Origin of the sequence: Citrobacter sp. BDA59-3, from assembly GCF_015167655.1 — a bacterium.
Classification (GTDB): Bacteria; Pseudomonadota; Gammaproteobacteria; order Enterobacterales; family Enterobacteriaceae; genus Phytobacter; species Phytobacter diazotrophicus.
In genome coordinates, this window is the sequence record NZ_CP063427.1 from 3087164 (window position 1) to 3109228 (window position 22065).

Genomic DNA, 22065 nt, shown 5'->3' on the forward strand with positions numbered 1-22065 from the left:
AGTTGACCATGATGAAGGGCGGGATAATGCAAAAACTCATTAACTCAGTGCAGCACTATGCCTGGGGAAGTAAAAACGCGTTAACGGAACTCTATGGCGTCGCTAACCCGGACAACCAGCCAATGGCCGAGTTGTGGATGGGCGCACACCCCAGGAGCAGCTCAAAAGTGCGGGACGCGCAGGGTAACCTTCACTCGCTTCGCGAGGTGATTGAACAGGACAAAGCAGGCTTGCTGGGCAGCGCAGTCGCCGAACGTTTTGGCGAGTTGCCCTTTTTGTTTAAAGTGCTGTGTGCCGCCCAGCCGCTGTCCATTCAGGTGCACCCGAACAAACAGGCCTCTGAAATCGGTTTTGCGAAAGAGAACGCCGCCGGTATTCCACTCGATGCGGCCGAGCGTAACTACAAAGACCCGAACCATAAACCGGAACTGGTCTTTGCACTGACGCCCTTCCTGGCGATGAACGCCTTCCGTCCGTTCTCCGAAATCGTCTCTCTGCTACAACCGGTGGCGGGCGCCAACCAGGCTATTGCTCATTTTCTGCAAGAACCCGGCGCGGAACGCCTGAGCCAACTGTTCGCCAGCCTGTTGAATTTAAAGGGCGATGAAAAATCGCGGGCGCTGGCGGTGCTGAAAGCGGCACTCAATAGCCAGCAGGGCGAACCGTGGGAAACCATTCGTGTGATTTCCGAGTTTTATCCTGATGACAGCGGCCTGTTCTCCCCGCTGCTGCTCAATGTGGTGAAACTTAATCCCGGTGAAGCGATGTTCCTGTTCGCCGAAACCCCGCATGCCTATCTTCAGGGGGTGGCGCTGGAGGTCATGGCCAACTCTGATAACGTACTACGCGCAGGGCTGACGCCGAAATACATCGACATTCCGGAACTGGTCGCAAATGTGAAATTCACCCCCAAAGCTGCCAGTGAATTATTGACCCAACCCGTAAAACAGGCTTACAGCCTGGAATTCCCGATCCCGGTTGATGATTTTGCATTTTCGCTGCATGACCTCTCTACCACCGGTAGCGATGTTGCGCAGCAGAGCGCGGCTATCCTGTTCTGTGTGGAAGGCGAAGCCGTACTCAGCAAAGGGGATGAGACTCTGGTGCTCAAACCCGGCGAGTCGGCATTTATAAGTGCCAGCGAGTCGCCTGTGACGGTAAGCGGTGTGGGTAGACTGGCTCGGGTCTACAATAAGCTCAACTAGTTACTGAACTTTTTAGCAAGGATTGCTAAGCTCTACAGAGCCTTTTCACATACCCAGGCGGATGATCCCGCCTGGTTTTATTTTTAGGGATAATAACGATGAAAAAAACGCTGGTTGCTGCCGGAGTTGTTATTGCGCTCGGAATCATCTGGACAGGTGGTGCCTGGTACACGGGGAAACAGCTTGAAAGCCGTCTGGGGGAGATGATCAGCCAGGCGAATGAACAAATTAAACGTACCGCGCCTGAGGCCAGCGTGGAGTTATCTTCTCAAAACTACCATCGGGGCCTGTTCAGCAGCCAGATGGAACTGGTGGTAAAACCGGTCGAGGGTAAGGAAAACCCATGGTTTAAGCCGGGCCAGACCATCGTACTGCATGAAAATATTGATCATGGTCCCTTCCCACTGGCGCAACTTAAAAAGTTGAACGTCATCCCATCGATGGCATCGGTACATTCCACGCTCGTCAACAATGAGATGACGAAGCCGCTGTTTGATATCGCCAAAGGGCAATCGCCGTTCGTCGCAGAGACCCGCATCGCTTACAGTGGCGATACTCGTACGGATCTCACGCTGCACCCGCTTAACTCGGAAAAAGAGGGCGAGAAAGTGGCCTTTAGCGGGGGTGAATTCCGCATCAGTTCCGATAAAGACGGCAATGCGGTTACCGTCAGCGGCGAGGCGCAGAGCGCGCTGGTTGATACGGTTAACGAATACGGTCAGAAAATTCAGCTTTCCCTCAATAACCTGAAAACGGAAGGCTCGACCCAACTTGCCAGCTTTAACGAGCGCGTTGGCAGCCAGAAAGTGACGCTGGACAAGCTGGCTATCTCTATTGAAAACAAAGAGATGGCGGTCATTGAAGGGATGAATCTGAACGGCAAATCTGAGGTCGCGAAAGATAACAAAACCATTAACAGCCAACTCGACTACACCATCCAGAGCCTGAAAATCCAGAATCAGGAGATGGGCAGTGGCAACCTGACGCTGAAGATTGGCCAGATTGACGGCGAAGCCTGGCACCAGTTTAGCCAGCAGTATAACGCTCAGACACAGGCGTTGATGGCACAGCCAGATGTCATGAAGGACCCGGCGCTCTATCAGCAAAAGGCGGCGGAAGCCTTCTTTAATGCCTTCCCGTTGCTGTTAAAAGGTGAGCCTGTCATCACCATTGCTCCGTTGAGCTGGAAGAACAGCAAAGGCGAAACGGCACTCAACCTCTCCCTGTTCCTGAAAAATCCTGCCGCCGATACGGCTGTTAGCGCGCCGCCGCAGACGCTGGCCCAGGAAGTGGACAAAAATGTTAAGTCGCTGGACAGCAAGCTAACTATCCCGATGGATATGGCCGTTGAGTTTATGACTCAGGTTGCGAAGCTGGAAGGCTATCAACAGGATGAAGCAGCCAAACTGGCAAGCCAGCAGGTAAAAGGCCTGGCGGCAATGGGTCAGATGTTCCGTATTACGACCCTCGAAAACAACACCATTGGCACCAGCCTGCAATACGCTAACGGTCAGGTGACACTGAACGGCGAGAAAATGCCGCTGGACGAATTTGTCGGCATGTTTGGCCTGCCCTCAATGCCACAGCAGGAAGATTCACCGGAAACGCCGGATGATCCGACCGCTCCTGTAGAACCTGCGGTGCCGCAGCAGTAACCCTAAAGCCCCTTACCCAAGGGGCTTTTTTCAGCTATATGCGCCGCTCAACCGTTACGCTTGAAAAATAAAATCGATGCTACGACAAAAGTCGTAATTGCTGTTATTTACCGGGAACTGAAACCAATCATACACTTTTTTTGTGGCTAATAGCATACTATTTAGCCTGTATGAATTCATACAGGAGGTCTATATGTATCGCTCCATATTAGTACCCATCGACATTTCCGAAAGCGAACTGACCCGACAAGTCATCCCGTATGTTCAGGCACACGCCGTTATTAATATTGCGAAAGTCCATTTTTTGACGGTTATCCCTTCTCATCCTTATTATTCAACGCTGGGACTGGCATATTCAGCAGCATTACCAAAATTAAAAGACCTGCAAGAAGAGGCGTTATCGCGGCTGAATGAAATCGTCAAAACGTTTAAAATTCCAATGGAAAAAGTGCAGACGCATGCTGTTACCGGGACGCCAAAGGATCAGATCCTTAAACTCGCGGATACCATTCAAGCGGATCTCATCATCATTGCTTCACACCGGCCAGATATGACCACCTATTTGTTAGGTTCAAATGCCGCAGCGGTGGTCCGCCACGCAAAATGCCCGGTGCTTGTTGTTCGCTAGTCTGCTGAATGGCTAGAAATATAACGTCATGACTCCCCCTGTAATCGCTGCAGGGGGAGATAAAGAAAGTGCCAACAGTCCGCGGTCATTTTTACGTTTTCACGCGTAAAACTTCATCATAAATTCAATCTATTACCACTAATGCTAATGCGCTGCTGACATGTGGTATAATGTATCGCACTTTACTTAAAATAAGAGTGCGACCATGATTGATACCAACTTGCCATTAACTGATATTCATCGCCACCTGGACGGCAACATTCGGGCACAAACCATTCTCGATCTTGGCCGTGAGTTTAATCTTCCCCTTCCCGCGCAAACGCTTGAAACATTGCTGCCGCACGTGCAGGTTACCGCCAACGAACCCGATCTGGTGAGTTTCCTTGCGAAGCTGGACTGGGGCGTAAAAGTGCTGGCCTCCCTTGATGCCTGCCGTCGCGTGGCTTATGAGAATATGGAAGATGCCGCACGCCAGGGTCTGCATTACGTTGAGCTGCGTTTCTCCCCTGGCTACATGGCGATGACGCACAATCTGCCTGTCGCTGGCGTGGTTGAAGCGGTTATTGCTGGCGTGCACGAAGGCAGTCAGGCGTTTGGTGTCGAGGCACGCCTGATTGGCATCATGAGCCGTACCTTTGGTGAAGCTGCGTGTTTACAGGAGCTTGAAGCGTTGCTGGCTCATCGTGAGAGCATCACAGCGCTGGATCTGGCGGGTGATGAGCTGGGTTTCCCCGGTAGTCTGTTCCTGCCCCACTTTAACCGTGCGCGCGACGCAGGCTGGCATATCACCGTGCATGCGGGCGAAGCGGCTGGCCCGGAAAGCATCTGGCAGGCGATTCGCGAGCTGGGCGCAGAGCGTATTGGTCATGGGGTCAAAGCAATTGAAGATCCGGCACTGATGGCATTTCTGGCCGAACAGCGTATCGGTATCGAATCCTGCCTGACGTCCAATATCCAGACCAGCACCGTGCCGTCACTGGCACGACATCCGCTGAAAACCTTCCTGGAGCATGGCGTACTGGCCTCGATTAACACAGACGATCCGGCCGTGCAGGGTGTGGAGATTGGTCATGAGTATCAGGTTGCCGCCCCTGCCGCAGGACTGAGCCGCGAACAGATTCGCCAGGCGCAAATCAACGGTCTGGAAATCGCGTTTCTCTCTGCGGCTGAAAAACAGGCTCTCAAAGAAAAGGTTTTACAGGGGTAAAAAAATGCCGCTCATTTGAGCGGCATTTTTATTCAGGTCAGATTGAGCGTCGAGCGATGTTTTGCCGACTCAATACCCAATTCGATAAGTTCCATTATCTGGATGGCCTGGCTTGCCGGAACCGGGTTTTCTCCCGCACCGTTTAACGCGTCACGAATTGCCGCATAATAGGCCGGATAGTTGCCCGGCACCGTGAGCCAGGTTTCTTCAATACGGGCATCGCCATTGACTCGGGTTAATACCCCGTCACGCATATCGTATCCCCAGTCTTCCTGCGGCAGTTTCGCACCCGATTTCAGGCGCTCTTCCTGCGGATCGAGGCCAAACTTCACGTAGCTACCACGGGTACCGTGCACGATATAACGCGCTGATTCCGCCGCGGCCAGCATCGTGCCATGCAGGATAACTCTGCGCTGTGGGTAAGAGAGCACCGCATGGAAATAATCTGTCGCCTGTGCGCCTGGACGCAGTTGCGCCAGATCCACCGTCAGCGAGACAGGCAGACCAAACAGGTTGACGGCTTGATCCAGTAAATGCGGGGCCAGATCGTACCAGATACCGCTTCCCGGCCCCGCCTGTTCACGCCAGCGGTTACGAATTTCCGGGCGATAACGGTCAAAGTGTGATTCAAAAAAGGTCACCTCGCCTAACGCACCGTCGGCCAGCAAGGCTTTCAGCGTCAGGAAGTCACTATCCCAGCGCCGGTTATGAAACACAGACAGCACGCGACCACAGCTTTTCGCCAGCGCATCCAGTTCCCTTGCTTGTGACAACGTCACCGTAAAGGGTTTATCCACGACGACATGCTTGCCCGCTTCCAGCGCGGCTTTGGCGAGCGAAAAATGGGTGTCGTTAGGCGTGGGGATGACGATTAAGTCGATTTTCGGATCATTAAATAAATGTTTCGGTTCTGATACGACCGACACTGCCGGCCAGTCCGCCTTCACTTTCGACTCATCGCTACTGGAGATTGCCGCCAGCTCCATTCCCGGCGTGCCGTCAATCAGCGGCGCATGGAAAGTTTTACTGGCATAGCCGTAACCAATTAGTCCGACACGGATATTGTCATTCATAAAGCGGCCTCTCGTTATTGGAACGTGTATTTCACACCATCTCTCTTTCAGGGACAACAGCGACATATGCGCTTAAGGAATTTAACCGTGAAAACAGGGTTTCTCATGTAATTACTTTAATGATACGGAATTTTCCAAAAACAGGCGTCGGTCCCTTGTCGTCCGCTGTTCGCCCAGGTAACATCCCAAATCAGACCTGAGGGAGTTGTAGAGTTATGGCCACTATCATCAATCGGATTATTGAATTAACAGGCTGGGTTGTATTGGGTGTTTCGACCGTTCTTCTGGTGTTCGCCAGTCATATCGATAATTACCAGCCGCCGGAACAGAGTATCGTCGCGCAGAAAAAATAAAATGTGAAGCGAACGCGGGTATACCTAATTATGGTACTGCGTTGCGTATTGCCAGGCGTGGCGAAGAGCGCTAATCTTCTTGACGGATGCCGTTCTGGCATCCATTTAACCTTAAAGAAAATTCCTAATTTCATGGCGATACATTCAGAGACAATTTACGTCCTGATAAGCCCGACTATTATTCGAACGAAATACCCGCGAATGTATTAATGCCTTTTTATAACATGGATAACGCTTAAAATGACCGTTCAGGATTATTTATTAAAATTCCGCAAAATCAGCTCACTTGAAAGTCTGGAAAAATTGTTCGATCACCTTAACTACACACTGACCGACAACGAAGAAATCATTAACATGTATCGCGCCGCCGATCATCGCCGGGCTGAGCTGGTTTCCGGTGGCCGCCTGTTCGATATAGGCCGTGTACCAAAGTCCGTGTGGCATTACGTGCAATAACGCCACTGGCATCTGGCGCATAATGCTTTATACTCCTCGGCCGATAAATCAGTGACCGCCTGTGAGGAACAAGCATGGTAACGACATCTGCAGAAAGAATCGGCGGCTGGCTGCTTGCGCCTTTAGCCTGGTTGCTGGTCGCGTTATTGGGCCAGACGTTGCGGCTCGTGGATGTCGCTAAAACTCAGGTTCCGCTGGTCATTGCCGCCATCGGTGTACGGCCCCTGGCGGAACTGTTGACCTGGTTTGCCTCTTTTGCCCTGGCGGCAGGCGTCTGGTATTACACACTATGGCTGATTATCGCCTTTTTTAAACGCCGCCGTAGCGTGCTGAAACATATGATTATCTGGTTACTGATTAGCGTGCTGCTGGCGCTAAAAGCTTTTGCCTTCTCCCCTGTTTCTGACGACGTGGCGGTACGCGGGCTTTTATCGGCATTACTCGCCGCCGCGCTGATTGTGCCCTATTTCAAGCGATCGCAGCGGGTCAAAGCGACCTTTGTGAACCCGTAATAACCTTACAGTTATCCTGTTGTCGCCCGGTGCTGTTTGACCGATAATAGGCGGCTTTTTTTATTTCAGGCCAAATAATGACAGACTATCTGCTGCTATTTATCGGAACCGTTCTGGTCAATAATTTCGTACTGGTGAAATTTCTTGGCCTGTGCCCGTTCATGGGGGTTTCGAAAAAGCTCGAAGCCGCGATGGGCATGGGGCTTGCCACAACGTTCGTTATTACGCTGGCGTCTATCTGCGCGTGGATTATCGATACCTGGCTGCTCATTCCGCTGGATCTCATCTATCTGCGTACGCTGGCGTTTATCCTGGTTATTGCCGTGGTGGTGCAGTTCACCGAAATGGTGGTGCGCAAAACCAGCCCGGCGCTGTATCGCCTGCTGGGGATTTTTCTGCCGCTTATCACCACTAACTGCGCGGTGCTGGGCGTGCCATTGCTAAATATCAACCTCGGGCATAATTTCCTGCAATCCGCGCTGTACGGATTTTCCGCCGCCGTCGGGTTTTCTCTGGTCATGGTGCTGTTTGCCGCCATCCGTGAACGTCTTGTCGTCGCCGATGTGCCCGCACCGTTTCGCGGTAATGCGATTGCCCTCATTACCGCCGGTTTGATGTCTCTGGCCTTTATGGGCTTTAGTGGTCTGGTGAAGTTGTAATGAATGCAATCTGGATTGCCATCGCGGCCCTGAGCGTGCTCGGGTTGTTGTTTGGTGTCGTACTGGGATATGCCTCGCGTCGTTTCGCGGTAGAAGACGATCCCGTCGTTGAGAAAATTGACGATCTCTTGCCGCAGAGCCAGTGTGGGCAGTGCGGTTACCCTGGGTGTCGCCCTTATGCCGAGGCCGTTGGCCTGCAGGGTGAGAAAATTAACCGCTGCGCACCCGGCGGTGAAGCGGTGATGCTGAAAATCGCCGAAATGTTAAATGTGGAGCCGCAGCCTATCGACGGTGACGTCGTCGTGCCCGAACCGGTACGCATGCTCGCTATTATTGATGAAGCGAACTGCATCGGCTGCACCAAATGTATTCAGGCCTGTCCGGTCGACGCCATTGTCGGCGCGACCCGTGCCATGCACACGGTAATGAGTGAACTCTGTACCGGCTGTAACCTCTGTGTGGATCCCTGCCCGACGCAGTGTATTGAACTGCGCCCGGTGGAGACGACCACCGCCAGTTGGAAATGGGACCTGCAGGCCATTCCCGTGCGCATCATTCCCGTGGAACAACATGCTTAAGTTATTTTCTGCTTTTCGCAAAGACAAACTGTGGGATTTCCACGGCGGTATCCATCCGCCGGAGATGAAAACACAGTCCAGTGGTACACCGCTGCGCCAGCTTCCGCTGGCGACGCGATTTGTTATACCGTTAAAACAGCATATCGGTGCTGAGGGTGAACTGTGCGTCAATGTGGGTGACAGCGTGCTACGTGGTCAACCGCTGACCCGTGGTCGCGGGCGGATGTTGCCAGTCCACGCGCCAACCTCCGGTACTATTGTCGCCATTGCCCCCCACTCTACCGCGCATCCCTCAGCCCTGCCCGAACTGAGCGTCATTATTGAGGCTGACGGAGAAGATCGCTGGATTGAACGTGACGGCTGGAGCGATTATCGCTCTCGCGATCGCGACGCGCTGATTGAGCGTATACACCAGTTTGGCGTTGCCGGGCTGGGCGGTGCGGGTTTCCCGACCGGCGCGAAGCTGAAAAGTGGCGGCGATCTTATCGAGACCTTGATTATCAATGCCGCCGAGTGCGAACCCTATATCACCGCTGATGACCGCCTGATGCAGGACTGCGCCGCGCAGATAGTCGAAGGCGTGCGCATTCTGATGCATATTCTGCAACCGCGCCAGGTGCTGATCGGTATTGAAGATAACAAACCGCAGGCCATTTCCATGCTGCGTGCGGTACTGGCTGGTTCGCATGACATCCAGCTACGCGTCATCCCAACCAAATACCCGTCCGGCGGTGCAAAACAACTGACACAGATTCTGACCGGCAAGCAGGTTCCGCACGGTGGTCGTTCATCCGATATTGGCGTGCTGATGCAAAACGTCGGCACCGCTTATGCCATTAAACGCGCCATTATCGACGGCGAACCTCTCACCGAACGTGTGGTAACACTGACCGGGGAGAGCGTCAGCAAACCAGGAAACGTCTGGGCACGTCTGGGGACACCGGTGCGTCACTTGCTGGAACATGCCGGTTTTTGTCCCTCCGCTGAACAACTGGTCATCATGGGTGGGCCACTGATGGGCTTTACCCTGCCCTGGCTTGATGTTCCGGTGGTGAAAATTACCAACTGCCTGTTGGCGCCCTCGGCCAGTGAAATGGGTGAGCAGCAGGAAGAGAAAGGCTGTATTCGCTGTAGCGCCTGTGCCGATGCCTGCCCGGCGGATCTGCTGCCGCAGCAGCTTTACTGGTTCAGTAAAGGCCAGCAGCATGACAAAGCCACTGCGCACAATTTGTCCGATTGTATTGAGTGTGGTGCCTGCGCGTGGGTCTGCCCAAGTAATATCCCGCTGGTCCAGTATTTTCGTCAGGAAAAAGCCGAAATTTACGCCATTGCGCAGGAAGAAAAGCGCAACGCTGAAGCTAAAGCGCGCTTTGAGGCGCGTCAGGCGCGCCTGGAGCGGGAAAAAGCCGCTCGCGCTGAGCGCCACAAAAAAGCCGCCGTCCAGCCTGCCGCAAAAGATCAGCAGGCAATTGACGCTGCCCTCGCCCGCGTGCGTGAAAAACAGGCCACCAGCGCGCAACCCATCGTGGTTCAGGCCGGAAGCGTACCGGATAATAGCGAGGTGATTGCCGCCCGCGAGGCGCGTAAGGCGCAGGCGCGCGCACGTCAGGCAGAAAAAGCGCAGCAACAAGATGTGCCGGAAAGTAACGCTGTCGCCAGCGAAGCTGTCGATCCGCGCAAGGCAGCCGTCGAAGCGGCGATTGCACGCGCTAAAGCCCGTAAAGCCGGAGCCACAGACACGCAAGCGGCTCCCGTCGCCGCTGAACCTGTCGACCCGCGCAAGGCAGCAGTCGAAGCTGCTATCGCACGGGCAAAAGCCAAAAAATTGCAGCAGCAAGCGGCCAGTGACGTCGTTGTGCCCGTGGAAGCCCCGGCCCCCGTCGCCGCTGAACCTGTCGACCCGCGTAAGGCAGCCGTCGAAGCCGCTATCGCCCGGGCAAAAGCAAAAAAATTACAACAGCAAGGCGCCAGCGACGTCGTCGTGCCGGTGGAAACCCCGGCCCCCGTTGCCGCTGAACCTGTCGACCCGCGTAAGGCAGCCGTCGAAGCCGCTATCGCGCGGGCAAAAGCCAAAAAATTACAACAGCAGGCCGCACCAGCGCCTGCCGCAAATGACGATCCCCGAAAGGCGGCCGTAGCGGCAGCTATCGCCCGGGTTCAGGCAAAAAAAGCCGCACAGCAAGCAGTTAACGAGGATTAAATGGTTTTCAGAATTGCCAGTTCCCCTTATACCCATAATCAGCGCCAGACATCGCGCATTATGCTGCTGGTCGTGCTTGCGACCCTGCCAGGTATTGCAGCACAACTTTGGTTCTTCGGCTGGGGAACGTTGTTGCAGATTATCCTTGCCTGCGGGAGTGCGCTGGCGGCAGAAGCGCTGGTATTACGGCTGCGTAAACAGCAAATCGGGGCCATCCTCGGGGACAACTCTGCCCTGTTGACCGGTTTACTGTTGGCGGTCAGCGTTCCGCCCTTTACCCCCTGGTGGATGGTGGTGCTGGGTACGGTGTTCGCGGTTATCATTGCTAAGCAACTCTATGGCGGCCTTGGGCATAACCCGTTTAACCCGGCAATGATCGGCTATGTGGTCCTGCTGATCTCCTTCCCGGTACAGATGACCAGTTGGTTACCACCTTTTGAGATAGCCAAAACGGTTCCGGGCCTGATGGATGCCGTACAAATCATCTTCACTGGGCATGCAGCTACCGGCCATACGATGGATAGCCTGCGAATGGGGATTGATGGCATCAGCCAGGCAACACCGCTGGATACCTTTAAAACATCGCTTCATGCCGGACATCCGGTCGATGAGATCCTCAAATCGGCCATTTACAGCGGCGTGCTGGCGGGTGCGGGCTGGCAGTGGGTCAATCTGGGGTATCTGCTTGGCGGTATCTTCCTGCTGTGGCAGAAAACCATTCGCTGGCATATCCCGGTAGCCTTCCTGGTTTCGCTGACTGTCTGTTCAACACTGGGCTGGATTTTCTCACCACAAAGTCTGGCGTCGCCGCAACTGCATCTGCTCTCAGGTGCCACTATGTTGGGCGCGTTTTTTATTCTGACCGACCCGGTTACCGCCTCGACAACCAATAAAGGCCGCCTGATTTTCGGCGCCCTGGCGGGATTACTGGTCTGGCTTATCCGTAGTTTTGGCGGTTATCCGGACGGCGTGGCCTTCGCCGTGCTGCTGGCAAACATTACCGTGCCATTAATTGATTACTTCACACGCCCACGCGTGTACGGCCATCGTTAAGGAGTCGCCATGCTAGATACCATGCGTAAATACGGCATGACGTTGACGCTGTTCGCGGCGGCCTCAACCGGAATGACAGCAGCAATTCACCAGTTGACCAAATCGACCATTGCCGACCAGGCGGTGCAGCAGCAAAAGGCATTGTTTGGTCAGGTATTGCCTGGCGACATCTATAATAACGCCTTGCAGGAGAGCTGTTATGTGGTTGATGACCCGGCGCTGGGGAAAGGCAAACATAAAGTCTATATAGCCCGAAGAGACGATACGCCGGTCGCTGCGGTCATTGAAGCGACGGCACCCGACGGCTATTCCGGCGTTATTCAACTGCTGGTAGGCGCCGATTTTAACGGTACCATTCTTGGCACCCGCGTGATCGAGCATCACGAAACGCCGGGGTTGGGCGATAAAATAGAGTTGCGTCTTTCTGACTGGATCACCCATTTCGCGGGCAAGAAAATCGCAGGGGCCAATGACCCGCACTGGGCAGTGAAGAAAGACGGTGGCGATTTTGATCAGTTCACCGGAGCGACCATCACCCCGCGAGCGGTGGTCAATGCGGTGAAACGCGCCGGATTGTACGCGCCGACGCTGCCCGCACAACTTTCCAGTTTACCGACCTGTGGAGAGTAACCATGAGCGAAATTAAAGACATTATTGTCCAGGGGTTATGGAAGAATAACTCCGCGCTGGTTCAGTTATTAGGCATGTGCCCGCTGTTGGCGGTGACCTCCACTGCGACCAATGCGCTGGGCCTTGGCCTTGCCACTACGCTTGTGCTGACGCTGACCAACTTTACGATCTCACTGGTACGCCACTGGACGCCGTCTGAAATCCGTATTCCTATTTACGTAATGATCATCGCCTCCGTGGTGAGCATCGTACAGATGCTGATTAACGCTTATGCCTACGGTTTGTATCAGTCGCTCGGTATCTTTATTCCGTTGATTGTCACCAACTGTATCGTGGTGGGGCGCGCGGAGGCGTTTGCTGCCAAAAAAAGCCCGGGATTGTCTGCCCTTGATGGCTTTGCCATCGGCATGGGGGCGACCTGCACCATGTTTACACTGGGTTCGATTCGTGAAATCCTCGGCAACGGAACCTTATTTGACGGCGCGGATGGCTTGCTGGGCGACTGGGCGAAAGTTTTGCGTATTGAAGTGTTCCATACCGACTCGTCCTTCCTGCTGGCCATGCTGCCGCCGGGGGCATTTATCGGCCTTGGCATGCTGCTGGCCATCAAATATCTGATTGACGAGAGAACGAAGAAACGTCGTGCAGCGACCGTTGCCGACGAAACTGCCCACACGGTGCCCGGGAAGGCCTGATGAACAAAACAAAGCGACGGGAGATCCTCACCCGCCTGCGGGATGCCAATCCGCACCCGACGACAGAGCTTAACTTCAACTCACCTTTTGAACTGCTGATTGCGGTACTGCTTTCTGCGCAGGCAACCGACGTCAGCGTGAACAAGGCAACTGCCCTGCTCTACCCGGTTGCCAATACCCCGCACGCCATGCTGGAGCTGGGTGTCGAGGGGGTCAAATCCTATATTAAGACCATTGGTCTGTTTAATACTAAAGCGGAAAACGTCATTAAGACCTGCCGTATTCTGGTGGAAAAACACGGCGGCGAGGTGCCCGAAGATCGTGCGGCGCTGGAAGCGCTACCGGGTGTCGGGCGGAAAACGGCTAATGTGGTACTGAACACGGCCTTTGGCTGGCCGACCATTGCTGTTGATACGCATATTTTTCGCGTCTGTAACCGCACCCACTTCGCGCCGGGGAAAAACGTTGAGCAGGTTGAAGAAAAGCTGCTGAGCGTCGTCCCGGCGGAATTTAAGGTCGATTGTCATCACTGGCTGATTTTGCATGGCCGCTATACCTGCATCGCCCGTAAGCCACGCTGCGGCTCCTGCATTATCGAAGATTTATGCGAATTCGAGAGCAAAACCGAGCTCTGAATTCGCTTTACTCAGAACGGTCTAAAAACAACCAGCAAAATGATGACCGCCACGGCCACAATGACGATGGTCGTGGCGCGTGGCACCATCCCCGGCACCTTCGTGATTTCACCGCCAGCAAGGCGACGTAAAGTTGCGGATAACATTCCGTGAATACCTGACAGCAACACCACCAGCACCAGTTTGAGAATCAGCCACAGATGCGGCATCTGTCCATGTGCCAGCACCATCGCCAGCCCCATGCCCCACAGCACGATCATCGCCGGGGTGGTGACTTTACGACTCCAGTTGCGCACAAATGCCGCCAGCGCTGTCGCCGTCGGCGCATTTTTGCCCACCGCCTGTGCACACCAGGCCGCAGCCGTGGCCATGACAAAAATTCCACCAATCCAGATTATCGCCGCGATGATATGTAGTGCGTTAAGCCACGAATGCACGTTCATGAAATGACTCCAAAGAGTTACGAAAGAAGGACTTTGACAGTATCGCGTAACACTGTCATCGACTTGCTCATTTATAGGAAAAAATCCGTGAAAACATTGATCTACTGCATTCTGATGAACAAGGCAATAGGCGTGAGTAATGGGTTCTGCTGTTCATACTTTGCTATAAGCAAAAATGCATACCTGTAATGTTTTCTTGTTAACGCGCTTTATACGGCATAACTCGCATTTTTATCATATTATCTGTTGCTTATTAGCTTTTAATCAGAGCCAATGTTTTTTTATGACAAAAAAATTCTACAGATGTGTGATTTTTATCACATTGATGCAAGCGTGTTAAAAAAAGGATCTTTAGCTGAACGAAAACAAGGTCAGAGAGTGTCATGCAGGGGTTAAACCAACACATAAGACCATTAATTATAATCAGACCAGGCTGATAAACTGCCATTACCGCTTAACAGCAGAAGATATCACCTTTGACCAAATTTTACCGGTCTGCATTAGTGAAAAAAACTGCCTTTAATTACCCTGCAAAATTTAACTCTGAATAACATTTCCGACACTGGATTATAATATCGCTAAAGATAAATGTAACAGATCATTACAAAAGCCTTGCCTCGAATCCCAGGATCAGGAACATTACCCGCCGTTTTCCCTCCCGCAATAATTATAAGCGCGATGAATACTGGGCATCGCGTCTCGAATCACCCCATTAATATGGGATGTAAAAAAAGAGGTCTATGTGTCAACTGCAAACAAACCAACCGAAAGTGTGAGTCTGAACGCTTTCAAACAACCTAAAGCGTTCTATTTGATCTTCTCCATCGAGCTGTGGGAGCGTTTCGGCTTCTATGGTCTGCAGGGGATCATGGCTGTCTACCTGGTTAAACAACTGGGTATGTCCGAAGCGGACTCCATTACCCTGTTTTCCTCTTTTAGCGCGCTGGTTTACGGTCTTGTCGCTATTGGCGGCTGGCTGGGCGATAAAATTCTGGGGACAAAGCGCGTTATCATGCTGGGGGCCATTGTGCTGGCCATCGGTTACGCACTGGTAGCGTGGTCTGGTCATGATGCCAGTATCGTGTATATGGGTATGGCGGCGATCGCCGTCGGTAATGGTCTGTTTAAAGCCAACCCGTCTTCCCTGCTCTCCACCTGCTATGCAAAAGATGACCCGCGTCTCGACGGTGCATTCACCATGTATTACATGGCTGTTAACGTCGGTTCATTCTTCTCTATGCTGGCTACCCCGTGGCTGGCTGCAGAATTTGGCTGGAGCACCGCGTTTGCCCTGAGCGTCGTCGGTCTGCTGATCACCATCGTGAACTTCGCGTTCTGCAAGCGTTGGGTCAAAAACTACGGTTCTAAACCTGACTTCGAGCCGGTTCGTATGGGTTACCTGCTGGCGACCATCGTCGGCGTTGCTATCCTGATTACCATCGCCACATGGCTGCTGCATAACCAGGGCATCGCACGTATGGTGCTGGGTGTGGTTGCACTGTGCATCGTGTGCCTTTTCGCAAAAGAGACATTTGCTCTGCAGGGCGCGGCGCGTCGTAAAATGATCGTCGCTTTCATTCTGATGCTGCAGGCCATTGTCTTCTTCGTCCTGTACAGCCAGATGCCGACATCGCTGAACTTCTTCGCCATTCGTAACGTTGAACATACGCTGCTGGGTATCACGTTCGAACCGGAGCAGTTCCAGGCGCTGAACCCGTTCTGGATTATTATTGGTAGCCCGATCCTGGCTGCTATCTATAACAAAATGGGCGATACCCTGCCAATGCCGTATAAGTTTGCCATCGGTATGGTGCTGTGTTCAGGTGCATTCCTGATCCTGCCGCTGGGCGCGAAGTTCGCCTCTGATGCTGGTATCGTCTCCGTAAACTGGCTGGTTGCGAGCTACGGGCTGCAGAGTATCGGTGAACTGATGATTTCCGGTCTGGGCCTCGCCATGGTGGCACAGCTCGTTCCACAGCGTCTGATGGGCTTTATCATGGGTAGCTGGTTCCTGACGACCGCCGGTGCGAACATCATCGCAGGCTACGTCGCAAACCAGATGGCTATCCCGGAAAACGTCACCGACCCACTGATGTCACTGGATGTCTACGGTCACGTCTTCCTGCAAATCGGTATTGTGACTGCTGTTATCGCCGCGCTGATGATCCTCGCCGCGCCGAAACTAAACCGCATGACGCAGAGTGATGATAGCGATAAAGCCGCGAAAGCGTCGGAAACAGCGACAGCATAAGATTGCGCAGAGTTTCAGCAGAAAGCCGTTAACGCACGTTAACGGCTTTTTTTTTATACCTGCAGGTAATAACCTATGCCCGAATTCAACCACCGGAGTGAAGAATGAAACTGTTTTATAAACCAGGCGCCTGCTCATTGGCTTCCCATATTGTTCTGCGTGAAGCAGGTAAAGAGTTTGAACTGGCACGCGTGGATTTAGCAAAAAAATGCCTGGAGAATGGTGATGACTTTTTGGCCATCAATCCGAAAGGACAGATCCCGGCACTGGCAATCAATGCCGACACCCTGTTAACCGAAGGCGTGGCGATTATGCAGTATGTGGCTGACAGCGCACCGAAAAGCGACCTGCTGCCGCCGGTGGGGTTCCTGAGCCGTTACAAAACGCTGGAGTGGCTGAATTTCGTGGCAACTGAGCTGCACAAAGGGTTTACTCCCCTGTTTCGTCCGGATACGCCGGAAGCGTTCAAACCTACCGCCCGCGCTCTGCTGGAAAAGAAACTGGAGTATGTGGACGCGGCGCTGGCAGGCCAACAGTGGATTAACGGCGAAAACTTCTCCATTGCCGATGCATACCTGTTCACGGTACTGCGCTGGGCGGTAGCGGTGAAACTGAACTTCCCGCAGGCCGGGAATATTGCCAACTATATGCAACGCGTGGCCTCTCGTCCGGCGGTTGCCGCCGCAATGGCCGCAGAAGGGATTTAATCTTCCACGCTTTTGCCATAAAAAAGGAGTGGTTTCCCACTCCTTTTTCATGTTTCGCGTATCTGCCGGTTATTTCCAGCACACCAGACAGTAGTTCTTCTTACCGCGACGTAACAGCGTATAACGACCGAAGAGAATGTCCGTTTCCTGGAAGAAATATTCCGGGTCAGACTGTTTCTCACCGTTGATGGTGACCGCGTTGGAGGCGATGGTTTTACGCGCCTGACCACGAGATGGCTGCAGCTCCGAGTCTACCAGCGCCTGCATCAGGTCTGCGCCTTTCTCCATTTCGATCATCGGCACACCGTCCTGCGCCAGTTGCTCGAAATCCGCCTCGCTGAGATCGCTCAGGTTGCCGTTAAAAAGGCTTTCGGTAATGCGTTTTGCCGCCACCAGCCCTTCTTCGCCATGAACCAGTTTGGTCACCTGCTCGGCCAGCACATACTGGGCACGCGGTGCTTTGCCGCTGTTCTTGTCTTCTTCTTCCAGAGCATTGATCTCTTCAATGTCCATAAAGGTGAAGAATTTAAGGAAGCGATAAACGTCAGCATCCGCGGTATTGATCCAGAACTGGTAGAATTTGTACGGGCTGGTTTTCTTCGGATCGAGCCAGACTGCGCCACCTTCGGTTTTGCCGAACTTCGTGCCGTCAGCTTTGGTGATCAGCGGAACGGTCAGGCCAAAGACCTGATTCTGGTGCAGGCGACGGGTCAGATCGATACCGGAGGTGATGTTCCCCCACTGGTCGGAACCGCCAATCTGCAGCGCCACACCGTGCAGTTTGTTCAGGCAGGCAAAGTCGTAACCCTGCAGCAGGTTGTAGGAAAACTCAGTAAACGAGATACCCTGATCGTCACGGTTCAGACGCTGTTTCACCGCTTCTTTGTTGATCATCTGGTTAACGGAGAAGTGCTTGCCGATATCGCGCAGGAAAGTCAGCACGTTCATATTGCCGAACCAGTCGTAGTTGTTGGCCGCAATCGCCGCGTTTTTACCACAGTTGAAGTCGAGGAACGGCGCAACCTGTTTGCGGATTTTATCCACCCACTCCTGCACCGTGTCTTCGGTATTCAGTTTACGCTCAGCGGCTTTGAAACTCGGGTCGCCAATCAGCCCCGTCGCGCCGCCCACCAGCGCGACAGGTTTGTGCCCGGCCTGCTGGAAGCGTTTCAGGCATAACAATGGAACAAGATGCCCCAAATGCAAGCTGTCGGCGGTAGGGTCGAAGCCGCAATAGAGCGCGATCGGGCCTTGCGCCAGTCGCTCTGCTAACGCTTCCTCGTCCGTCACCTGGGCTACCAGCCCGCGCTCTTGCAATTGTTTAATCAAGTTACTGCTTGCCATCAAATTCTCCATTTAAAACGACTGCACCTCTGCCGGTACACGACTTTTCGCCAGTTGCGAAAGTTACATAGAATAAAGCGCCGGATGCAGGAGCACCAGCGCTTAGCGCAACATTTTTCAGGGTTTACGGCGCGAGGCGATCAATTTTCCATGCGTCATTTTCACGCTGGTATAAAAAACGGTCGTGGAGACGATGCGCGCCTCCCTGCCAGAACTCCATTTGCTCAATACTGACGCGATAGCCGCCCCAGAAGCTGGGTAACGGCACTTCGCCCTGCTGGAACTTCTGCTTGAGTTCAAGGAACTTGCTTTCGAGAATGCCACGCGCGGAGATCCGGCTGGATTGCTGCGAGACCCACGCACCAATCTGGCTGTCGCGTGGACGGCTGTGGAAATACTTCACCACTTCGAGGGTAGAAAGGCGCTCAGCTTTACCGATCACCATGACCTGGCGCTCCAGCATGTGCCACGGAAACAGCAGGCTGATAGCCGGGTTTTTCTCGATCTGGTGGGCTTTGCGGCTGCCCAGGTTGGTATAAAACACCAGCCCTTTCTCGTCATAGTGCTTGAGCAGCACAATACGCTGGTAAGGTTGGCCTGTTTCATCAACAGTCGCAACGACCATCGCGGTCGGGTCGGCGAGTTTGGCTTCACACGCCTGACCAAGCCAGCGCTCAAACAGCGGCAACGGTTCGGAGGGAAGATCGGCGCGGCGCAAGCCGCCTTTGGTGTACTCACGGCGCAAATGCGCGATTTGCTGCAATTGATCGTTATCAGACATGGCGTTAGCAAGATGAATTATCAGGTGGGGCTATTGTGCCCCCCCCTTGCGAAAATCTCAACGCCGCGGATTTTGTAACTGGCAGTTATTCAGTACGATGCGATCGCGCTTGTATACCGTGGCGCCATCACCCTTCGACCAGAAAACATAAATACCGTCAGTGTAGCGTGTCCCCGACGCCGACAGACCTTGCTTGAGGATCAGCGGCGTATTGTCATAAATAAAACTCACTTCCTGGCGGGGATGGTTCAATTTCACCGTAAGCGGCTTTTCGTCACACTGATAGTTAAGCGTATCCGTATTCATGCGCTCAACAAACTGGTTGTAGTAACTACACCCGGCGAGAAGCGCGGGCAGGCAGGCGATTAACACTCTTTTCATTAGGTTTTCCCGAGACTGTCCTGGTCATGGAGGACGCGAATAACATCCTCCGTAAACCCCGGAGTCTAACGGTACGCAGCCTGGGTGAAAGTCAGTTAACTCTGATTCTGTCGCGGATTAGCCGGATAGATAGCCCCCAGCACGCTGGCCTGCGATGCCCCCGTTACCGAAGGTAAGTTGCCGGGTAAACCGGCCAGCGTACGCCAGGCAAGCCAGGCAAAGGCCAGGGCTTCCATATCATCGCCGCTGATTCCCGCCTCATCCGTCGTGGTGACCTCAGTACCCGGCAGCAGCGCAGACAGGCGCGCCATCAACAACGGATTACGGCTCCCCCCGCCACAGACCAGCAACCGTTCGCAGCCGCCGCACAACAATACCTGTTCGGAAATCGTCACCGCCGTCAGTTCTACCAGCGTGGTTTCGACATCGCGCGGATCCAGCGCCGGGAAAATAGCCAACTGACGCTCAAGCCAGCCATAGTTAAAATATTCACGTCCGGTGCTTTTCGGCGCGGGTGCAGCAAAATAGGGATCGCTGAGCATGTTTTGCAGCAGCGGCAGGACGACTTTCCCACCACTCGCCCACTGGGCGTCTTTATCGTAAGGCTTGCCAAGTTGACGCCAAATCCAGGCATCCATCAGCATATTTCCTGGCCCGGTGTCATAACCGCGGACCGGCTTGTCCGGGAAAAGTAGTGAGATATTGGCGATGCCGCCGATGTTCAGCACTATCCGGCGCTCGATGGGATGTGCCAGTAACGCATGATGAAACGCCGGGACCAGCGGTGCCCCCTGCCCGCCAAGGGCAATATCGCGGCGGCGGAAATCCCCGACCACGGTCACACCGGTTAACGCGGCGATTTGATTGTTATCGCCAATTTGCAGGGTATGAGGCGCATCGCCGGTGGGTTCATGCCAGATGGTTTGACCGTGGCAACCAATAGCCACGATATCTTTTGCACTGAGTTGTTCTTGCGCCATCAGAGCAAGGACAGCTTCGGCAAAGAGTTTGCCCAGACGCGTATCCAGTTGGCCCAGTTGCGACAGGGTGAGCGGTTGGCCCTGGCAAATGCTCAGAACAGCCTCTTTCAGCGCTATCGGCATCGGCCAGGTGAGACTGGCCTGTTGGGCGACCATCTTGTCATCAATAGCGGCAAGCACAACATCCACACCATCAAGGCTTGTTCCCGACATTACGCCAATATAGCGACCCGATTTCATACGCCTTCCTCGTTGCAGGGCTTTAGACGCTCACTCCACCATAAAGTGTTTTGTAAAGCTATCGATTACAAATACTTTTTAACAATCAAATCAGAGCTCACTGAAGGAAAAACAGCGGCAGACGCTTATAATCGGCTTGTTTAGGACCGGTTAAATCCATCATTGTTATTATTTTTGCTATGTTTTGGCAGAAGATGTGACCTGGTGTGACTAAATGCCATATAATTTAACCATGACGGATGCTCAACTGAGCATGTTTTGGTGAACAGGAGATTCATAGATGATGTTACGTGCACTGGCAGTTACGCTGGTTGGATTTACTCTGGCGGGTTGTGTTAATGACAGTACTCTTTCCGGAGATGTCTATTCCGCCTCAGAAGCCAAACAAGTACAAAATGTCACTTACGGCACCATTGTTAACGTTCGTCAGGTACAGATCCAGGGAGGTGACGACAGCAACGTTGTCGGCGCTCTGGGTGGCGCGGTACTGGGTGGCTTCCTGGGCAACACCGTGGGTGGTGGCACCGGGCGTTCTCTTGCAACAGCGGCGGGTGCTGTGGCGGGTGGCGTAGCCGGTCAGAGCGTACAGGGTGCGATGAATAAATCACAGGGTGTGGAACTGGAAATTCGTAAAGACGATGGCAGCAGCATTATGGTTGTGCAGAAACAGGGCAACTCCCGTTTCGTCGCAGGCCAGCGTGTCGCACTGGCAAGCAATGGTCGCCAGGTTACCGTCTCCCCGCGTTAATGGCATCACTGCCTTCGCAGGCGACAACCTGAACGTTGGGATAAAAAAAGCCTCGCCGATGCGAGGCTTTTTAATTACAGCTGAGCGTTAGTCTCGCGACTGCAACTCAATAATGTTCTGTTCCAGCCTGGCAATCAGGCTAATCAACAAATCCAGCTCTTCCGGTGAAATACCGGAAAGAATTTCGCCCCGCGTTTGCTTAATCACCGTTTCCATTTCTTCGATGATCGGGTCAGCTTTTTCTGTCAATTTGATCCGTTTTGCACGGCGGTCATTGGCACAGGTCTGGCGAGAAATAAGCCCTTTCTCTTCCAGTTGGTCCAACGTACGCACCAGCGAAGGCTGCTCAATGCCGATCGCTTTTGCCAGTTGAATTTGCGACTGATCGGGAGGCAGCTGATGAATGTTATGCAGCGTGACCCAATGCGTTTGCGTCAATTCCAGAGGTTTCAGGCGATGGTCAATCAGAGCACGCCAGATGCGCACTAAGCGTGCCAGATCAGAACCTAATGGCGATTCCAATTTCATCTCCTTATAATTAGCTTGCTAAGTTATTATACTCATTTTAGAATAGTGTGCAGCATTTATATTGCTAAAACAAATGCATTGCTGCCTTCACCGTGTTCGCCCATTCTTAATATCTCCGTCTGG

At 53.4% G+C, this 22065-nt stretch carries 24 protein-coding genes; 17 read left to right on the forward strand and 7 right to left on the reverse strand.

The window, feature by feature from the left end; all coding sequences use genetic code 11:
* Positions 1 to 26: 26 nt before the first annotated feature.
* The 4 genes from manA (at position 27) to add (ending at position 4695) form a co-directional block, all read left to right on the forward strand.
* Positions 27 to 1205, forward strand: a complete 1179-nt coding sequence (manA, locus tag IP582_RS14460; protein ID WP_193793615.1) for a mannose-6-phosphate isomerase — start codon at positions 27 to 29, stop codon at positions 1203 to 1205.
* A 98-nt stretch (positions 1206 to 1303) separates the two neighbouring features.
* Positions 1304 to 2860 (forward strand): YdgA family protein, encoded by a 1557-nt coding sequence (locus IP582_RS14465; protein ID WP_041851528.1) that lies wholly within the window; start codon positions 1304 to 1306, stop codon positions 2858 to 2860.
* 193 nt (positions 2861 to 3053) lie between these two features.
* Positions 3054 to 3488 carry a universal stress protein UspF gene (uspF, locus tag IP582_RS14470; protein ID WP_193793616.1) on the forward strand — a complete coding sequence of 145 codons (435 nt, stop codon included), beginning with the start codon at positions 3054 to 3056 and terminating at the stop codon, positions 3486 to 3488.
* A 205-nt stretch (positions 3489 to 3693) separates the two neighbouring features.
* The gene (gene add, locus IP582_RS14475) at positions 3694 to 4695 is read left to right on the forward strand and encodes an adenosine deaminase (protein WP_193793617.1); all 1002 of its coding nucleotides are present in this window, start codon (positions 3694 to 3696) and stop codon (positions 4693 to 4695) included.
* Between the two features lie 32 nt (positions 4696 to 4727).
* Here add and IP582_RS14480 read toward each other — a convergent pair whose 3' ends face one another.
* Entirely contained in the window at positions 4728 to 5768 is a 1041-nt protein-coding gene (locus IP582_RS14480; RefSeq protein ID WP_193793618.1) for an oxidoreductase, read from the reverse strand.
* 215 nt (positions 5769 to 5983) lie between these two features.
* Here IP582_RS14480 and blr point away from each other — a divergent pair, with 215 nt between their 5' ends.
* The 10 genes from blr (at position 5984) to nth (ending at position 13539) form a co-directional block, all read left to right on the forward strand.
* The gene (gene blr / locus IP582_RS14485; RefSeq protein ID WP_041851532.1) at positions 5984 to 6121 is read left to right on the forward strand and encodes a division septum protein Blr; all 138 of its coding nucleotides are present in this window, start codon (positions 5984 to 5986) and stop codon (positions 6119 to 6121) included.
* A 240-nt stretch (positions 6122 to 6361) separates the two neighbouring features.
* Positions 6362 to 6577: a transcription modulator YdgT gene (ydgT, locus tag IP582_RS14490; RefSeq protein WP_041851533.1), complete on the forward strand. Its 216-nt coding sequence runs from the start codon at positions 6362 to 6364 to the stop codon at positions 6575 to 6577.
* Positions 6578 to 6651: 74 nt separating this feature from the next.
* Positions 6652 to 7089 (forward strand): DUF2569 domain-containing protein, encoded by a 438-nt coding sequence (locus IP582_RS14495; protein WP_193793619.1) that lies wholly within the window; start codon positions 6652 to 6654, stop codon positions 7087 to 7089.
* Between the two features lie 77 nt (positions 7090 to 7166).
* Entirely contained in the window at positions 7167 to 7748 is a 582-nt protein-coding gene (gene rsxA / locus IP582_RS14500) for an electron transport complex subunit RsxA (protein WP_041851535.1), read from the forward strand.
* Positions 7748 to 8326 (forward strand): electron transport complex subunit RsxB, encoded by a 579-nt coding sequence (gene rsxB / locus IP582_RS14505; protein WP_193793620.1) that lies wholly within the window; start codon positions 7748 to 7750, stop codon positions 8324 to 8326. The genes rsxA and rsxB overlap by 1 nt, the downstream gene beginning before the upstream one ends.
* Positions 8319 to 10526 carry an electron transport complex subunit RsxC gene (gene rsxC / locus IP582_RS14510; protein ID WP_193793621.1) on the forward strand — a complete coding sequence of 736 codons (2208 nt, stop codon included), beginning with the start codon at positions 8319 to 8321 and terminating at the stop codon, positions 10524 to 10526. Before rsxB ends, rsxC begins: the two co-directional genes overlap by 8 nt.
* Positions 10527 to 11579, forward strand: coding sequence for an electron transport complex subunit RsxD (gene rsxD / locus IP582_RS14515; RefSeq protein ID WP_125124442.1), 1053 nt, complete (start codon positions 10527 to 10529; stop codon positions 11577 to 11579).
* Between the two features lie 9 nt (positions 11580 to 11588).
* Positions 11589 to 12209, forward strand: a complete 621-nt coding sequence (rsxG, locus tag IP582_RS14520; RefSeq protein ID WP_193793622.1) for an electron transport complex subunit RsxG — start codon at positions 11589 to 11591, stop codon at positions 12207 to 12209.
* A gap of 2 nt (positions 12210 to 12211) precedes the next feature.
* Entirely contained in the window at positions 12212 to 12904 is a 693-nt protein-coding gene (locus IP582_RS14525) for an electron transport complex subunit E (protein WP_193793623.1), read from the forward strand.
* Positions 12904 to 13539 carry an endonuclease III gene (nth, locus tag IP582_RS14530; RefSeq protein WP_041851541.1) on the forward strand — a complete coding sequence of 212 codons (636 nt, stop codon included), beginning with the start codon at positions 12904 to 12906 and terminating at the stop codon, positions 13537 to 13539. Before IP582_RS14525 ends, nth begins: the two co-directional genes overlap by 1 nt.
* Before the next feature lie 11 nt (positions 13540 to 13550).
* Here nth and IP582_RS14535 read toward each other — a convergent pair whose 3' ends face one another.
* Positions 13551 to 13982 (reverse strand): CopD family protein, encoded by a 432-nt coding sequence (locus IP582_RS14535; RefSeq protein WP_193793624.1) that lies wholly within the window; start codon positions 13980 to 13982, stop codon positions 13551 to 13553.
* A 742-nt stretch (positions 13983 to 14724) separates the two neighbouring features.
* Here IP582_RS14535 and dtpA point away from each other — a divergent pair.
* Positions 14725 to 16233 (forward strand): dipeptide/tripeptide permease DtpA, encoded by a 1509-nt coding sequence (dtpA, locus tag IP582_RS14540; protein WP_193793625.1) that lies wholly within the window; start codon positions 14725 to 14727, stop codon positions 16231 to 16233.
* A 104-nt stretch (positions 16234 to 16337) separates the two neighbouring features.
* Positions 16338 to 16940, forward strand: a complete 603-nt coding sequence (gene gstA / locus IP582_RS14545) for a glutathione transferase GstA (RefSeq protein WP_193793626.1) — start codon at positions 16338 to 16340, stop codon at positions 16938 to 16940.
* 69 nt (positions 16941 to 17009) lie between these two features.
* On the opposite strand, the gene tyrS is transcribed toward gstA, so the two are convergent.
* From tyrS to anmK, 4 genes are all read right to left on the reverse strand, one after another.
* Positions 17010 to 18284 (reverse strand): tyrosine--tRNA ligase, encoded by a 1275-nt coding sequence (gene tyrS / locus IP582_RS14550; protein WP_193793627.1) that lies wholly within the window; start codon positions 18282 to 18284, stop codon positions 17010 to 17012.
* A gap of 124 nt (positions 18285 to 18408) precedes the next feature.
* Positions 18409 to 19065: a pyridoxamine 5'-phosphate oxidase gene (gene pdxH / locus IP582_RS14555; RefSeq protein ID WP_041851546.1), complete on the reverse strand. Its 657-nt coding sequence runs from the start codon at positions 19063 to 19065 to the stop codon at positions 18409 to 18411.
* 57 nt (positions 19066 to 19122) lie between these two features.
* On the reverse strand, positions 19123 to 19446 hold the full coding sequence (gene mliC / locus IP582_RS14560) for a C-type lysozyme inhibitor (protein ID WP_079498085.1): 324 nt from the start codon (positions 19444 to 19446) through the stop codon (positions 19123 to 19125).
* Positions 19447 to 19541: 95 nt separating this feature from the next.
* Positions 19542 to 20666: an anhydro-N-acetylmuramic acid kinase gene (gene anmK, locus IP582_RS14565; RefSeq protein ID WP_041851548.1), complete on the reverse strand. Its 1125-nt coding sequence runs from the start codon at positions 20664 to 20666 to the stop codon at positions 19542 to 19544.
* Between the two features lie 280 nt (positions 20667 to 20946).
* Here anmK and slyB point away from each other — a divergent pair, with 280 nt between their 5' ends.
* Complete coding sequence (slyB, locus tag IP582_RS14570) at positions 20947 to 21414, forward strand: outer membrane lipoprotein SlyB (protein ID WP_071195338.1); 468 nt, start codon at positions 20947 to 20949, stop codon at positions 21412 to 21414.
* Between the two features lie 87 nt (positions 21415 to 21501).
* Here the strand turns inward: slyB and slyA are convergent, their stop codons facing one another.
* Positions 21502 to 21942 carry a transcriptional regulator SlyA gene (gene slyA, locus IP582_RS14575; protein WP_041851550.1) on the reverse strand — a complete coding sequence of 147 codons (441 nt, stop codon included), beginning with the start codon at positions 21940 to 21942 and terminating at the stop codon, positions 21502 to 21504.
* Positions 21943 to 22065 lie beyond the last annotated feature (123 nt).